We start from the raw sequence: 14,023 nt of genomic DNA, 5'->3' as shown, positions 1-14,023 counted from the left end.
TTTCGGTAGGGGGTGAAACCTTCCCGTGTATATAGGCATAGATGTAGGGGGCACATGTACTGATGCGGTTCTCCTGGATCGGGGGCTGGTCCGGGCTATGGCCAAGGTGCCTACCCGGGAGGACCTGTTATCCTCCCTTCTTGAAGCCCTGGACGAGATTATGAAAGGAGTGGAGGGGGAACTGGTGGAGCGGGTGGTCTTCAGCACCACCGTGATCACAAATTTGATTGCGGAAAAGAAATACGATCCCGTGGGCTTGATCCTCATGCCCGGGCCCGGCTTAAGCCCCAGCCTGTACCGTTTCCCTACCGACACATATATCATCCAGGGAGCCATTGACTACCGGGGGCGGGAGATTATTCCGCTGCGCTTGACCGAGGTGGACCAGGCTGCCGCAGAACTGGCAGCCAGGGGTTATCGCAAGGTGGCTGTAGTAGGTAAATTTTCGTGCCGCAACCACCGTCATGAAAAGGAAGTGGCCGCCCGCGTACTATGGAACTACCCCGACTGGCATGTGGAGCTGGGTCATCAGGTGGCCGGACAATTGAACTTTCCCCGCCGGGTGGTTTCCACTTATCTCACCTGTGCCACCCGGGAAAAGTACCAGTTCTTTGTTCGTTCCGTTCAGGAGGCCATCTCGCAGCGGGGAATAAAGGGTGCCATTTTTATTCTCAAGGCCGACGGCGGTACCCTGCCCCTGGAAAGTTCCCTGGAGGCGCCCGTGGAAACCATTTTTAGCGGGCCGGCGGCCAGTACGTTGGGAGTGCAGGCGTTGACTCCGCCGGGGGAAACGGCAGTGGTGGTGGATATCGGTGGTACCACTACCGACCTGGCCCTGATCTTGAGCGGCCAACCCCTTTTAGCTTCCCGGGGAGCCCGGGTGGATGACATGCTCACTCACGTTCGGGCGCTGGCGGTGAAATCGGTGCCCGTGGGAGGCGACAGCGTTGTCGAACGGGTAGGGAAGGACATTATCATTTATTCCGAGCGCCTGGGAGCCCCCTACTGCCTGGGCGGTCCCTTGCCTACACCCACCGATGCCTTAAGGGTGCTGGGGTTAACCAGGCTTGGAGATGTCGACCGGGCCCGGGAAGCCATGCAGATGCTGGGCGCACCTTTAGGGCTTTCCGTTGCCGAAATGGCCAGCCGGGTGACCACCCGGGTAATTGAAACCATTACCCGGGAAATTGAAGCCATGTTTTGCCGCTGGGAGCAGGAGCCGGCTTACCGGGTTTGGGAAGTGCTGCAGAAGAAGAAAGTACGCCCCAGTACCGTGGTGGGTGTGGGCGGTGGGGCGGCCGGTTTTGTTTCCCAGATTGCTGCCCGTTTGGGGTGTTACCCGGTGATCCCGCCCTACGCTCCGGTGGCCAACGCCATCGGAGCGGCAGTGGCTCGGCCTACCCTGCAGGTAACCTTAAGGGCCGACACGGAGCAGGGTATATACATCATCCAGGAGGAGGGCTACCAGGGAAAGATCACCGAACGTTCCTTCAATGAGGAAAAGGCTTTAGAACTAGCCAAAGAATGGCTGTGCAAGCGGGCGGCCCGTCACGGGCTGGAAGACTGCGTGGAAGGGTTGGAGGTTACCAGGCGGGAAGTCTTCAACATGGTGCGGGACTGGGTGACGGTCGGTCGCTTAATTGATGTCACCGTACAGACCCGGCGGGGGATTTTATACCACGTGGGAGTGGGGGGGACCAGTGAATGAAAAATAATAAAACCGGCCTGGTATTTTTCCCGGCCTTTGACTGGGCCATTTCGCCCACCCACCCGGAACGGGAAGAACGTCTTTTATACACCCGGGATCAGATCTTTGAAGAAGGAGTTTTAGATCTGCCCGAAATAGAGGAATACGCCCCCCGCCTGGCCACCATCCACGACATTGCCCGGGTACACTTCTGTGTTCCCCGGGTGCAAAGCCAGGTTACCGAGGCACATCTTATTGCCGCCGGTTCGGCCACCCTGCTGGCCGATGCCATTGTGCATGGAGAATTAAAAAACGGTTTTGCCCTGGTGCGTCCCCCGGGGCACCATGCCATGCGGGTGGTCCACGGCAACCGGGGTTTTTGTAATATCAATAATGAGGCCATTCTAGTGGAATACCTGCGCCGCCACCATGGTATTAAGCGCATTGCCATTGTCGACTCGGACGTACATCATGGGGATGGTACCCAGGACATCTTCTATCACGATCCCGATGTCCTGTTTATCTCCTTTCACCAGGACGGGCGTACCATTTACCCTGGAACGGGATTTCCCAATGAACTGGGCGGCCCCGGGGCCTATGCCCGCACCATTAATATTCCCCTGCCTCCGGGACTGGGCGATGAGACCTTTCATTATGTGGTAGATAATTTGATTTTACCGATCTTAGAAGAATTTAAACCGGAATTTATTATCAACTCCGCGGGGCAGGACAACCATTTTACCGATCCCCTGGGCAGCATGCGTTTTACGGCCAGGGGCTACGCCGAGTTCACCCGCAAGCTTAATCCCCACCTGGCGGTGTTGGAAGGGGGTTATGCCATTGAAACGGCTCTGCCCTATGTCAACTTGGCCATCCTGCTGGCCCTGGCCGGCCATGACTATTCTTACGTGCGGGAGCCCGAATGGCCCGGAACGATACTGGAAAACCCGGAACGGGTAGCCAGGGTACAACGGGTAGTAGAACAGCTCCGGAACGTATGGGAAAACAGGGACCGGGTTGATCTAGATAAAATTTTTGGCACAGGAACTTTTTTTCAGCGCCGTAAGCACATCTATTACGATACCGACTACATTGAAGAGGAGCAGCTGGAAAGGGTACGCCGCTGTCCCAACTGCCCCGGCTATATTACCATTGACTCCCGGGCCGATCATGGCTACGGCCACTCCAACCGGGTGTTTTGCGTGTCCATACCCTTTACGGCCTGTGGGGCCTGTCAAACTGAGGCTTACGATGCCTACGAACAGGCTAGGGGGCTTGCGCAGTACCAGTTTGTCTACCTGCAGGATAAATCCACCGATACCTTCCTGGCCTTTGACCGGGATAAAGGCCAGGAATGGGTTTCCGAGGGTCCAAAGGTGGGGGAATAATTGCCGAAGATTGTTATTCTGGATGAAACTACGGCCAACCAGATTGCCGCCGGTGAGGTGGTGGAAAGACCGGCCTCGGTGGTCAAGGAACTGGTGGAGAACTCCCTGGATGCCGGGGCTTCGACCATCTCGGTGGAGATTGAACAGGGGGGCCTGACCCGCATTGTGGTCCGGGACAACGGCTGCGGCATGGACGAGGAGGACGCGCAGCTTGCCCTTTTACGCCATGCTACCAGCAAAATCCGCGGGCCGGCGGATCTTTCCCGGATCACCACCCTGGGCTTCAGGGGAGAGGCGCTCCCCAGTATAGCCGCGGTAAGCAAATTGACCCTGAAGACCCGCACCGCCACTGCCGACCGGGGAACTTTTCTTGAGGTGGAGGGGGGCAAGGTGATCAATAGCGGCCCCGCCGCCCTGGCTCCGGGGACCATTGTCACCGTGGAAAACCTTTTCTATAACACTCCGGCCAGGAAAAAATATATGAAGTCCCCCGGCACCGAGGGGGGTGTGGTGGGAGACTATGTTTTCCGCCTAGCCCTGGCCCGGCCGGAGGTGGCCATACGGTTTACCCATAACCGGCGGCAGGTTTTTGCCTCGCTGGGGACCGGCAAGCTGCTGGATGTCATTGCTTCCTTCTACGGTTCAGAGCTTGCCCGGCAAATGCTTCCGGTAGAGGACTGCTCCGGGGATTGGCTGCAGATAAAGGGCTATGCCGGGCGGCTCACCCTGCACCGTAGCAACCGCCGCCAGGTCACCGTGCTGATCAACGGACGTTACGTGTACAGCTCCCTGGTTACCATGGCGGTGTGCGAGGCCTATCACACCCTTTTGCCGGCCGGCCGTTACCCGGTGGCGGTGATTTCCCTTTCCGTCGCTCCGGAACTGCTGGATGTCAATGTTCACCCGGCCAAGCTGGAGGTCCGGCTGGCCCGGGAAAGGGAAGTGTCGGAGGCCGTTACCCGCGCCGTCCGGAAGGCCCTGATGGGCAACCGGCTGGTCATTCCAGGAGCAGTGCTGCGGGAGCACGAGCCTGATTTGCGGGAGGAGCCCCTGCCACGGGTACCCCGTTTCTTCCCGCCGGAGGCCGGCAGACAACAGGTTTTGTTTCCAGACCATCCGCCGCACAGCCTCCCCCCGACTGGCAGTGAGGGTTACGTGGCCGAAGCGGCGCCGGTGTATGACCATGCCGGGCCCTCCTTTCCTGCGGTAGAGTATCTGGGCCAGCTCATGCCCACCTATCTTTTAGCCACGGGACCGGATGGCCTGTATATCATTGACCAGCACGCCGCCCACGAGCGGGTTCTCTATGAAAAATACCTGGCCGCGCTGGCCGGCCCGGGAGCAGCTTCCCAGATGCTTGTGCTGCCAGTGAATGTCTTTCTCACCCACCGGGAAGCCCGCCTGTTGGAAGCACACCGGGAATTCCTCGCTTCCCTGGGATTTGTACTGGATTTCTTCAGCCAGGATACGGTGGTAGTGCGGGGACTACCACCGGATTTCCCTCCGGGAGAAGGTGAATCCTACTTGCGGGACATAATTGGTTACCTGGATGAACCCGGCCGCTCCCCATCCCGGGAGGACCTGGTGCATCACTTGGCGGCTCAGGCTGCCTGCCGGGCGGCAATAAAGGCCGGGGAAGGACTATCCGGGGCGGAGGCCAGGTCCCTTTTGGAGCAACTGGCGGCAGCCGGGAATCCCTTTACCTGTCCCCACGGCAGGCCCACCATTATCCATGTTTCTCACCATGAACTGGCTCAACGCTTTAAGCGCTCCTGAAGCAGAGGTGGTGTTCTTGTCGGCCGTGTGCGTGGTTACCACGGGCCACCGGGCCGGTGCCCCGGAGTTGGAACTGGCTACCAGGTTTAGTTTGCGGCTGGGGGTGCCCCTGGTACCCCGTGCCGGCCTTTCCATTCCTGCTCTGGCTAAAAAATATGGAGTTTCCGGTGTTCTGGTGGTTTCGGCCCGCCGGGTTTCCTGTTTCTATAATGGTGAAGAGCTTTTTCTGCACCCTAGCATGGCTAAGTTGCGTATAAGTGCAATAAAGGCTGGAAAAACTGATTGGATGATTAAAGCCATGGACCTGCAACCGGGGGATTGGGTTTTAGACTGCACCCTGGGCCTGGGGGTGGACGCCACCGTGGCTTCCTTTTGGGTAGGTAACCAGGGCCGGGTGGTAGGGGTGGAGTCGTCCCCTGTACTCGCGGTTCTTGTAGAGCATGGCCTTAAAACTTATCGCGACCGCGTCCCCCGGGAATTGATTGAAGCTATGGCCCGCATTGAGGTGGTTTGCGCCGATCATTTATCTTATTTAAAAGGGCTGGCCCCAGAGAGCTTTGATGTGGTTTACTTTGATCCTATGTTTCGCAAACCTCTTGAAAAATCCGCGGCCATCAACCCCGTGCGCCTCGTAGCTAATCCCGCCCCCATTTCAGTTCAGGCGGTAGAGGAAGCCGTAAGAGTGGCCCGGCGACGGGTGGTGATGAAGGAAACCCGGGACAGCGGAGAGTTTGCGCGGTTGGGTTTTACCCGGGTTCAGGGTGGCAAATCTTCCCCCGTGGCTTACGGGATCATCGAAAAAAGAGGGGGAACGGGTTAATGGAAACACCAACACCCCTTTTGGTCCTGGTTGGACCTACGGCTGTGGGTAAAACCGCCGTTTCGGTAGAGGTAGCCCTAAGATTGGGGGGAGAGATTGTTTCCGCCGATTCCATGCTGGTCTACCGCTATATGGATATCGGCACGGCCAAACCAACAATGGAAGAACGGCGGGGCATTCCCCACCATATGATTGACATCATTGAGCCCGATGAGCCCTACAGCGTGGCCCTTTACCAGGCGCAGGCCCGGCAACACATCCGTGAAATATGGGAGCGGGGCAGGCTACCCCTTTTAGTCGGGGGTACCGGGCTTTATATCCGCTCGGTAATTGAACCCTACCATTTCACCAGCGCCGGCGTAGATGAAGATTTTCGCTGTAAACTCGTGAGGGAGGCAGAGGAAAAAGGGCCGCAAGCCCTTTACCGGCGCCTGGTCGAGGTGGACCCGGAGACGGCGGCCCGGGTTCATCCAAACAACTTAAAACGGGTGATCCGGGCCCTGGAGGTTTATCACCTCACGGGGCACCCCATGTCAAGCGCCTTGCGGGAAGAAGGGGAAAAGCCTCCTTATAATTTTTTCATCCTTGGACTGAGCATGGATCGGCAGCGGCTGTACCAGCGCATCGAAGCCCGGGTGGATCAGATGATGGAGATGGGTCTGGTAGAAGAGGTGCAGGGCCTTTTAGACCGGGGGTACAGTCCCCGCTTAACCTCCATGCAGGGTCTCGGATACAAGGAAATTATCGCCTACCTGCGGGGGCTGTCCACGATGGATGAAGCGGTTCGTTTGCTCAAAAGGAACACGAGGCGTTTTGCCAAAAGGCAGTTTACCTGGTTCAAACGGGACCCGCGGATTAACTGGGTAAATGTAGGGCAGTATACCAGTTTAACGGAAGTCGCCCGAGAAATTACGAGACGGGCAGAAGGAGTATTGTTAGATACGTCGAAAAGCAAATTAGAAAAAAATACTACCGACGGAGGGACCTTCCAATGAGCAAGCCACAAATAAATTTGCAGGACGCCTTTTTAAATCAGGTGCGCAAGGAAAATGTTCCCGTGACCATCTTTCTGGTCAACGGTTTCCAGCTAAAGGGAGTGGTCAGGGGCTTTGACAATTTTACCGTCATTTTGGAAAGTGACGGCAAGCAAATGATGGTTTATAAGCACGCCATTTCCACCGTCAGCCCTATGCGTCCCATGAGTACCTCCTTTTCCGAACAAAAAACACAATAAATTCAAGGAGCCGGTCTCTCCGTTGGAGGGGCCTTTTTGTTTGATTTATTTTGTTTACCTGCCCATTCTTCCTGTTTAATAAAGTCCCAGAAGGCTCCGGCGGCGAAACTCCCCGGCCATTCTGGTGCATGGATCAAATAAAGGTAGCGGGTCAAGTCCATATTCTTCAGATTCACCTGGTACACCCTTCCCAGGGCCAGGGGTTCGGCGGCGGCCAGGGCGGAAACCAGGCTGACCCCCAGGCCGGCCTGTACGGCCGTAATAACGGCCCGGGTACTGCCCAATTCCATTACCACCTGCGCTTCTTCCAGGGAACGGCCTACCTGGGCCAGTTTTTCCTCCAGGGAACGGCGCGTACCCGAACCTGGCTCCCGCAAGATCAGGGGTTGGGCCAGCAATTCATCCGGACTCACTGCTTCCCGGTCTACCCAGGGGTGTCCGACTCCTACAATAAGCACCAGCCTGTCTTGATACCAGGGCAAACATTCCAGCCCTTCCTCTTTGACGGGTGCTCCGGTGATTCCCAGATCAATTTCCCTCTCCCGCACCCAGCGGATGACCTGTCCGCTTCCTGCTATGCGCAGGGTAACCTCCACTCCCGGGTAATGACGGTGAAAACGACCGATCAGCAAAGGCAGCAGGTATTCGCCGGGAATGGTGCTGGCTCCCAGACAAAGATGCCCCCTTTTAAGCCCTTTCAATTCATCCAGTCCGGCTTTGATTTTTTGAAAATGGCGCAATATTTGCCGGGCTTCGGGGTAGAGAAGGCGTCCAGCTTCGGTAAGTTCCACCTTTTTATCGCCCCGGTAAAAAAGGGTGGCACCCAGACTTTCCTCCAGCGACTTTATTTGAAAACTCACTGCCGGCTGACTCATGTAAAGATGCTTGGCCGCCCGGGTGAAGCTCTGCAGTTCCGCTACCCATAAAAAGGTTTCCAGCTGTTTTAAGTTCATTCCTGTTCCACCGCCAGTACCGCCCTGGCTGCCGCGAGCACGGCCAGCCGGACATATTCCTTGGACAACCCCCCCTGCATGTACACCGCGTAAGGTTCACGCATGGGCGCGTCTGCGCTCAACTCGATGGAGGAACCCTGCACAAAGGTGCCGGCAGCCATGATCACCGCATCACCGTAACCGGGCATGTCCACCGGTTGAGGCCGCACATGGGAATCCACGGGTGAAGACTGCTGCAATCCCCGGCAGAAAGCGATCACTCTTTCGGGTGAGCCCAAAAGAATGGCCTGGACAATGTCGGTGCGTTTTTCCTGGGGTACAGGGTCCACTTTAAAACCCAGCCGTTCAAAGAGGCGGGCGGTAAAGATGGCCCCTTTTAAAGCTTCGGCTACCACATGGGGAGCCAGGAAGAGCCCCTGGAAGAGCAGGCGCTGGTAATCGGGACTGGGCCCAACTTCGCTGCCCAGGCCCGGTGCCGTCAGGCGGCTAGCAGCCATTTCCACGTAAGGTTGCCTCCCCACCACGTAACCGCCGCCGGGAGCCAGGCCCCCGCCGGGGTTTTTAATTAACGATCCGGCCACCAGGTCCGCTCCCACCGCCGGGGGTTCCAGAGGTTCCACAAATTCACCGTAGCAGTTGTCCACAAAGATTACCACGTGGGGGTGTTTTTTCTTAATCCATGCGATGGCCCGGCTCATCTCATCCAGGCTTAGGGAAGGGCGCAAACTGTAACCTCGGGAACGTTGAAACATTACCATGCGGGTGCGTTGATTCAATGCTCGGGCAATTTCAGCCATGTCAAGACTCCCATTGGGCAGTAGATCCACCTGCCGGTAGGTAACGCCCATTTCCTTTAAAGTTCCCGGTGCGTGACCCCTAATGCCGATCATTTCCTGGAGGGTATCATAGGGTGCTCCCGTTACTGCCAGCAATTCGTCTCCGGGACGCAAAACTCCAAACAAGCACAGGGCAATGGCGTGGGTGCCGCTGACAATTTGCCCCCGCACCAGGGCTGCTTCGGCTTGAAACGCCCGGGCATACACTTTTTCCAGGGTTTCCCGTCCCTGGTCGCCGTAACCGTAACCGGTGGAACCTTTCAAATGGTAATCGCTTACCCGGGCGTGGTTAAAGGCGGCCAGTACCCGGGCATGGTTTTGGCGTGATACGGCTTCGACTATTTCGTAATAAGGCTTTACTTCATCTTCTACTGTGGCCGCTAACGCGGTTAAGTCCTTTGCTTGCAACTTAAGACTCCCCTTTGTGATGGCAGTTGTATGTCATAGGAACATCAAATGTCTGGATTGTTTTCCTGGGCCCGGAGTATATCTTCCCGGGTGATGGTCATCAAGTCCTCCCGGTTGACCTGTCCTTTGCGAACCAGGCGCACTGCCTGCTGGCGTATGGCCCGTTCGATGAGATTGCGCACCAGGCGGGCATTGCCGCTGTGCACGTGAAGGGACCGGGTTTCCTCCAGAATGAGGCGCAGTTCGTCCCGGGCTGCCGGGGACAAATGGTACTGGCGCTTTTTCAACATCAGGTCCGCTATGGCCAAAAGCTCCGTGGTGGTGTAATCGGGAAAAGTGATGTGGATAGGAAACCGGGAGCGTAAGCCCGGGTTGCTTTCCATGAACCATTCCATCTCCTGGCGGTAACCGGCCAGGATAAGAATCAAATTGTCCTTGTGATCTTCCATTCCTTTGACCAGGGCGTCAATGGCTTCCCGTCCAAAATCCTTTTCACCGCCCCGGGCCAGGGAATAGGCTTCATCGATGAAAAGAATACCCCCCAGGGCCTTCTTAATCTGCTCCCTGGTTTTTTGCGCCGTATGGCCGATGTATTCCCCTACCAGGTCGGCCCTTTCCACTTCCACCAGGTGGCCCTTGGGTAAAACCCCCACTTCTTTGAATAGGCGGCCGATGATGCGGGCCACGGTGGTTTTGCCCGTCCCTGGATTGCCCTTAAAAACCATGTGCAAAACCTGGGGTTCGGTGGCTAGCTTTTCCCTTTGCCGCCGGCGCTGTATTTCCACAAAGGCGTGGATTTCGCCCACCAGTTTCTTTACCCCGGCAAGACCGACTAAAGAGTCCAGTTCTTTCATAATTTCCCGGACGTTTTTCTGGCGCTGGTCTTCACCTCCACCATGGTTTTTTTCCAGTTGTCCCCCCGGTGAAAAAACAGGAAGGTTTCGGCGTTCATTTTCTAAAGTTCCGTTCTGTTCACTGTGGTTTTGCCAGAGCCTGATTTTCACCAAAGGTGATCACCTCGCGGACCAGGGGTTTACTTTAAAATTATACGCCTGCCCGGGAGGATCATTGACCTTCTTTGGAATTGTTTAGCCTCTTTAGGTTATTATTCCCATTGGCTTTTTTTCCTAAAGTTTTGGAGCTGCCCAGAGCTATTTTTCTATACCCCCTTGGTTTCTCCTGCTATAGCACAGTATTTCCTTGAAATAAGGAGGGTTTGGTTCCCTGGGTATCGAATTATGTTAATAATTACAATGGCCTTAATTTTCTGAGGAGAGATGGTGCTTTGGAGATTTACCGACGTTTTTTGCCGCTGGGCACCAGGTTGGCCATTTTATCTTTTGTTTCGGTGTTGCTGGCCATTCTAGTGGCCGTAATACTCATGGGGGTTAAGGTTTCCCACTTGTTGGAAGAGGAAATGGGCAGGCGCGCCCTGGCCATTGCCCGGACCCTGGCCCAGATGGAGGCCATCCAGAATAATGTGGGGCATCCCGGCGGTGCCAGCATCATTCAGCCCGTGGCTGAAAAAATCAGGCTGGCCACCGGGGTGGAGTACATTGTCGTGGTGGATATGAACCGGGTGCGTTACTCCCATCCGGTGGCGGAACGCATCGGAGGCAGGTTTTCGGACAGGGACCTGGACCGGGCCCTGTCCGACCGGGAATATATTACCCGTACCGCCGGTGTGATGGGTCCCGCCGTGCGTGCCTTTTCCCCCATCAAGGTAGATGAAGGCACGCGACAGGTGGGAGTGGTGGTGGTAGGTATTATTACTCCTACCTTTGCTGAGCTCTTTCGGGCCATCCAGGCCCAGCTCTACCCATCCTTGGCCATCGGTTTGCTGACCGGTTTGCTGGGTTCCCTCTACCTGGCCAGCAGGATTAAGGGGGCCATGTTTACCCTGGAACCCGAAGAGATTGCCCGCATCCTGGAAGAGCGTACGGCCATGCTCCAGGCCATGGGCGAGGGTATTATTGCCATCGACCGGGATATGCGCATTACGGTGATCAACGAAGAAGCCAAACGTTTGTTGGGTACGGATGATGATGAGGTGGTGGGCCGGTCCATTACCGAAGTGCTCCCGGATAGTTTTTTACCCCGGGTGTTGCAAACGGGCCAACCGGAGTTTAACCAGGAGCGGGTTTTAAAAAACACGGTGGTTATTGTTAACCGGGTGCCGGTGCGGGTGAAGGGGGAGGTTGTGGGTGCCCTGGCTTCCTTTCGGGACCGCACCGAGGTGCATCACCTGGCCGAAGAACTGACCGGGGTCAAATCCTTTGTGGAGGCCCTGCGAGTGCAAAACCATGAATATCTCAACCGTTTGCACACCATTGCCGGTCTGCTCCAGTTGAACCGGGTGCAGGAGGCGGTGGATTACATCTTTGCCGTTACTGAGGAACAACAGGAACTTACCCGCCTGCTGACCAAGAACATCTGTGATTACAGCATAGCTGGGTTGTTGCTGGGCAAATATAGCCGGGCCCGGGAGCTAAAGGTGGACCTCCATATCAACCGCTCCTCCCGGCTGTCCCGGTTGCCGCCCCATATGGATGCTGCCGCCCTGGGGGTGGTGCTGGGCAATCTTCTAGAAAACGCCCTTGATGCGGTGCGGGAGGTGGAGCCCTCCCGCAGGCGGGTGGCATTTGAGATGCGGGATGATTCGGGGGGCTTGGTGGTGGTTGTGCGGGACTGGGGATTGGGCATACCGTCCCATCTCCAGGAGCGGATCTTTGAACAGGGGTTTTCTACCAAAGGAACCGGGCGGGGGATTGGCCTGTATCTGGTGAAAAAGCATGTCGATACTGCCGGCGGAAAGATTACCGTGCACTCCCGGGAAGGGGAGGGGACCACTGTTACAGTGCGTATTCCGGGGGAAAGTCCTTGTAGTACACCCTCGAGCAATGCAATCCAGGGGGTGACATCGTGAGCGTCATTGAGGTACTGATTGTCGAGGATGATCCCATGGTGGTGGAGGTAAACCGGGGTTTTGTCAATGCCGTACCCGGTTTTAAGGTAGTGGGCGTAGCCCGTACGGGAAAGGAAGCGGTGCAGCTGGCGGCCCGGTTGAAGCCCGCCCTGACCCTTTTGGATGTTTACCTGCCGGATATGAGTGGCCTGGCCGCCCTGCAGGAAATTCGCCGCCTGGGCTTGCCCACCGATGTATTGCTGGTAACGGCGGCCCAGGATGCGGAGACGATTCAAAACGCCTTCCGCTACGGGGCGGTGGATTACATCATCAAACCCTTCAAGTTCAGTCGTTTGAGGAGTGCCCTGGAGGGTTTCGCTCTTTTGTACAGCCGCTTAAATAAAGAAGGCCGGCTGGAACAGGATGATATCGACCAGTTGGCCTGGGGAAGGGCGCCAGTGGTTATTGATGAAGGGGCAGAAGAGATGCCCAAGGGTTTAAACGGGGTAACCTTAAAGCAGGTTTTACTTTTGCTCATTAAAGACGGCGGGGCCCTGTCGGCCGAGGAGGTGGCCGTCGCCCTGGGCCTGGCCAGGGTGACAGCCCGCCGGTATTTAGAATATTTGAGCCAGCTGGGCAAGGTGACGGTGGAATTGCAGTACGGTTCAGTGGGACGTCCCGTCAAAAGATATAAGATAGTTTAACCGCTGAACATAAAGACCAAAATTAACTTTATGGCCGCAATATTGCGGATTGATGGTAAAAGGGGGTAGAATTAAGGCGAGGTGTCAGAAAACTGGGGCAATTAACATATTACTGAATTGAGATTTGCTTCCCGGGGTCACTCCGCAAAGGAGGTTGCAGTGGTCGGCCATGATTGATCGGGCAAAGAAATGGTTGTTGTTCTTCATGGCGGTGGTCTTGATCACCACGGGGTGCGACCGGCGGGGGCCCGACGGGGAACAGGTAGATCCCCGGGAAAAGATTGTCATCAAGTTTTCCCACGTGGTGGCCGAGGATACCCCTAAAGGGCAGGCGGCCCGGCGGTTTGCCCGGCTGGTGCAGGAGCGGACCGGGGGGCGGGTGGAAGTCCAGGTTTTCCCCAATTCCGTACTCTATAAGGATGGAGAGGAATTGGACGCCCTGCAAAAAGGTGCGGTCCAGATCATTGCCCCTACCACATCCAAGTTAAGCAGCTTGGCTCCCCAGTGGCAGTTGCTGGATTTACCATATCTTTTTGAGAACGAAGAACAGGTGCACAAGGCGCTGGATGGTGAAATAGGCAAAAAGCTTTTTGCCACCCTGGAACCCCATAATATTCATCCCCTGGCCTTCTGGGATAATGGATTTAAACAGATGACCAACAGCAAAAGACCCCTGGTGCATCCCAGGGATTTTGCCGGTTTAACATTCCGGGTGATGATTAACAGCCGGGTGCTGGAAGAACAGTTCCGTAGCCTTGGCGCAAATGCCACCCAAATGCCCTTTAGCGATGTTTACGGTGCCCTGTCCGGAAATCAGGTGGACGGTCAGGAAAACACCATGTCCAATATTTATTCCCAGCGCTTTTATCAGCTCCAGCCTTATATGACGGTTAGCAATCATGGTTATATTGGTTACGTGGTGCTGACCAACGCCGCCTTCTGGCGCTCATTGCCTCCGGACATCCGTGAAATAATCGAGGAGACCATGGCCGAGGTAACCCGGTGGGAGCGGGATCAGGCGGCACACATAAATGACAAAAACTTCAAGCAAATTAAAGAGTCGGGAAAGGTCCAGGTACACATCCTGACTGCGGAAGAAAGGGAAAAGTGGCAAGCGGCTCTGGAGCCCCTTTACGAGCAATTCAGGCCGGTTATCGGTGCTGAGCTGCTGGAGGAAGCGTTCCGTTTAAAGGGCTCCCGTGCCGCCGGTTCCTGAAGGGCCATGGTTATTTGCTATTAAATGACCTGAAGGGGGGTATGTGCTGTTTACATAACAGGGAAACCGCACACTGAGTATTCAGAAGTTTTTAAG

Annotated in this window: 12 protein-coding genes; 9 read left to right on the top strand and 3 right to left on the bottom strand. The window is 56.1% G+C overall.

The window, feature by feature from the left end:
* Nucleotides 1-25: 25 nt before the first annotated feature.
* Genes BUA65_RS02220 through hfq form a run of 6 tightly spaced genes read left to right on the top strand, consistent with a single transcriptional unit; the run spans nucleotide 26 to nucleotide 6,905 of the window.
* Nucleotides 26-1,708, top strand: coding sequence for a hydantoinase/oxoprolinase family protein (locus tag BUA65_RS02220; RefSeq protein WP_072867143.1), 1,683 nt, complete (start codon nucleotides 26-28; stop codon nucleotides 1,706-1,708).
* The gene (locus tag BUA65_RS02215; protein ID WP_072867142.1) at nucleotides 1,705-3,075 is read left to right on the top strand and encodes a histone deacetylase family protein; all 1,371 of its coding nucleotides are present in this window, start codon (nucleotides 1,705-1,707) and stop codon (nucleotides 3,073-3,075) included. Before BUA65_RS02220 ends, BUA65_RS02215 begins: the two co-directional genes overlap by 4 nt.
* Nucleotides 3,076-4,851, top strand: coding sequence for a DNA mismatch repair endonuclease MutL (mutL, locus tag BUA65_RS02210; RefSeq protein WP_072867141.1), 1,776 nt, complete (start codon nucleotides 3,076-3,078; stop codon nucleotides 4,849-4,851). It abuts the gene before it with no gap.
* Nucleotides 4,808-5,671, top strand: a complete 864-nt coding sequence (locus BUA65_RS02205) for a class I SAM-dependent methyltransferase (protein WP_242656209.1) — start codon at nucleotides 4,808-4,810, stop codon at nucleotides 5,669-5,671. The genes mutL and BUA65_RS02205 overlap by 44 nt, the downstream gene beginning before the upstream one ends.
* On the top strand, nucleotides 5,671-6,666 hold the full coding sequence (gene miaA / locus BUA65_RS02200; protein WP_072867139.1) for a tRNA (adenosine(37)-N6)-dimethylallyltransferase MiaA: 996 nt from the start codon (nucleotides 5,671-5,673) through the stop codon (nucleotides 6,664-6,666). The genes BUA65_RS02205 and miaA overlap by 1 nt, the downstream gene beginning before the upstream one ends.
* Nucleotides 6,663-6,905 carry an RNA chaperone Hfq gene (hfq, locus tag BUA65_RS02195; RefSeq protein ID WP_072867138.1) on the top strand — a complete coding sequence of 81 codons (243 nt, stop codon included), beginning with the start codon at nucleotides 6,663-6,665 and terminating at the stop codon, nucleotides 6,903-6,905. The genes miaA and hfq overlap by 4 nt, the downstream gene beginning before the upstream one ends.
* Before the next feature lie 2 nt (nucleotides 6,906-6,907).
* Here the strand turns inward: hfq and BUA65_RS02190 are convergent, their stop codons facing one another.
* From BUA65_RS02190 to spoVK, 3 genes are read right to left on the bottom strand one after another with little or no spacing between them, the layout of a single operon-like run.
* Nucleotides 6,908-7,858 (bottom strand): selenium metabolism-associated LysR family transcriptional regulator, encoded by a 951-nt coding sequence (locus BUA65_RS02190; RefSeq protein ID WP_072867137.1) that lies wholly within the window; start codon nucleotides 7,856-7,858, stop codon nucleotides 6,908-6,910.
* The gene (locus BUA65_RS02185; RefSeq protein ID WP_072867136.1) at nucleotides 7,855-9,102 is read right to left on the bottom strand and encodes a methionine gamma-lyase family protein; all 1,248 of its coding nucleotides are present in this window, start codon (nucleotides 9,100-9,102) and stop codon (nucleotides 7,855-7,857) included. The genes BUA65_RS02190 and BUA65_RS02185 overlap by 4 nt, the downstream gene beginning before the upstream one ends.
* Before the next feature lie 44 nt (nucleotides 9,103-9,146).
* Nucleotides 9,147-10,109, bottom strand: coding sequence for a stage V sporulation protein K (gene spoVK, locus BUA65_RS02180; RefSeq protein WP_072867135.1), 963 nt, complete (start codon nucleotides 10,107-10,109; stop codon nucleotides 9,147-9,149).
* 278 nt (nucleotides 10,110-10,387) lie between these two features.
* On the opposite strand from spoVK, the gene BUA65_RS02175 reads away from it, so the two are divergent.
* The 3 genes from BUA65_RS02175 to BUA65_RS02165 all read left to right on the top strand — a co-directional run bounded on the left by BUA65_RS02175 (nucleotide 10,388) and on the right by BUA65_RS02165 (nucleotide 13,927).
* Nucleotides 10,388-12,028, top strand: coding sequence for an ATP-binding protein (locus BUA65_RS02175; protein ID WP_072867134.1), 1,641 nt, complete (start codon nucleotides 10,388-10,390; stop codon nucleotides 12,026-12,028).
* Nucleotides 12,025-12,711: a response regulator gene (locus tag BUA65_RS02170; RefSeq protein ID WP_072867133.1), complete on the top strand. Its 687-nt coding sequence runs from the start codon at nucleotides 12,025-12,027 to the stop codon at nucleotides 12,709-12,711. Before BUA65_RS02175 ends, BUA65_RS02170 begins: the two co-directional genes overlap by 4 nt.
* A gap of 154 nt (nucleotides 12,712-12,865) precedes the next feature.
* Nucleotides 12,866-13,927, top strand: a complete 1,062-nt coding sequence (locus tag BUA65_RS02165) for a TRAP transporter substrate-binding protein (protein ID WP_242656208.1) — start codon at nucleotides 12,866-12,868, stop codon at nucleotides 13,925-13,927.
* The last annotated feature ends 96 nt before the right edge of the window (nucleotides 13,928-14,023 follow it).

This window comes from Desulfofundulus thermosubterraneus DSM 16057 (assembly GCF_900142025.1).
GTDB classification, from domain to species: Bacteria; Bacillota; Desulfotomaculia; order Desulfotomaculales; family Desulfovirgulaceae; genus Desulfofundulus; species Desulfofundulus thermosubterraneus.
This window is presented reverse-complemented; position numbering and strand designations above follow the sequence as displayed.

What these genes read in the sequence shown, in the direction of transcription:
- BUA65_RS02215 (WP_072867142.1), top strand. Translation starts at nt 1,705, where the DNA reads ATGAAAAATAATAAAACCGGCCTGGTATTTTTCCCGGCCTTTGACTGG.
- BUA65_RS02205 (WP_242656209.1), top strand. Translation starts at nt 4,808, where the DNA reads ATGTTTCTCACCATGAACTGGCTCAACGCTTTAAGCGCTCCTGAAGCA.
- miaA (WP_072867139.1), top strand. Translation starts at nt 5,671, where the DNA reads ATGGAAACACCAACACCCCTTTTGGTCCTGGTTGGACCTACGGCTGTG.
- hfq (WP_072867138.1), top strand. Translation starts at nt 6,663, where the DNA reads ATGAGCAAGCCACAAATAAATTTGCAGGACGCCTTTTTAAATCAGGTG.
- BUA65_RS02190 (WP_072867137.1), bottom strand. Translation starts at nt 7,858, where the DNA reads ATGAACTTAAAACAGCTGGAAACCTTTTTATGGGTAGCGGAACTGCAG.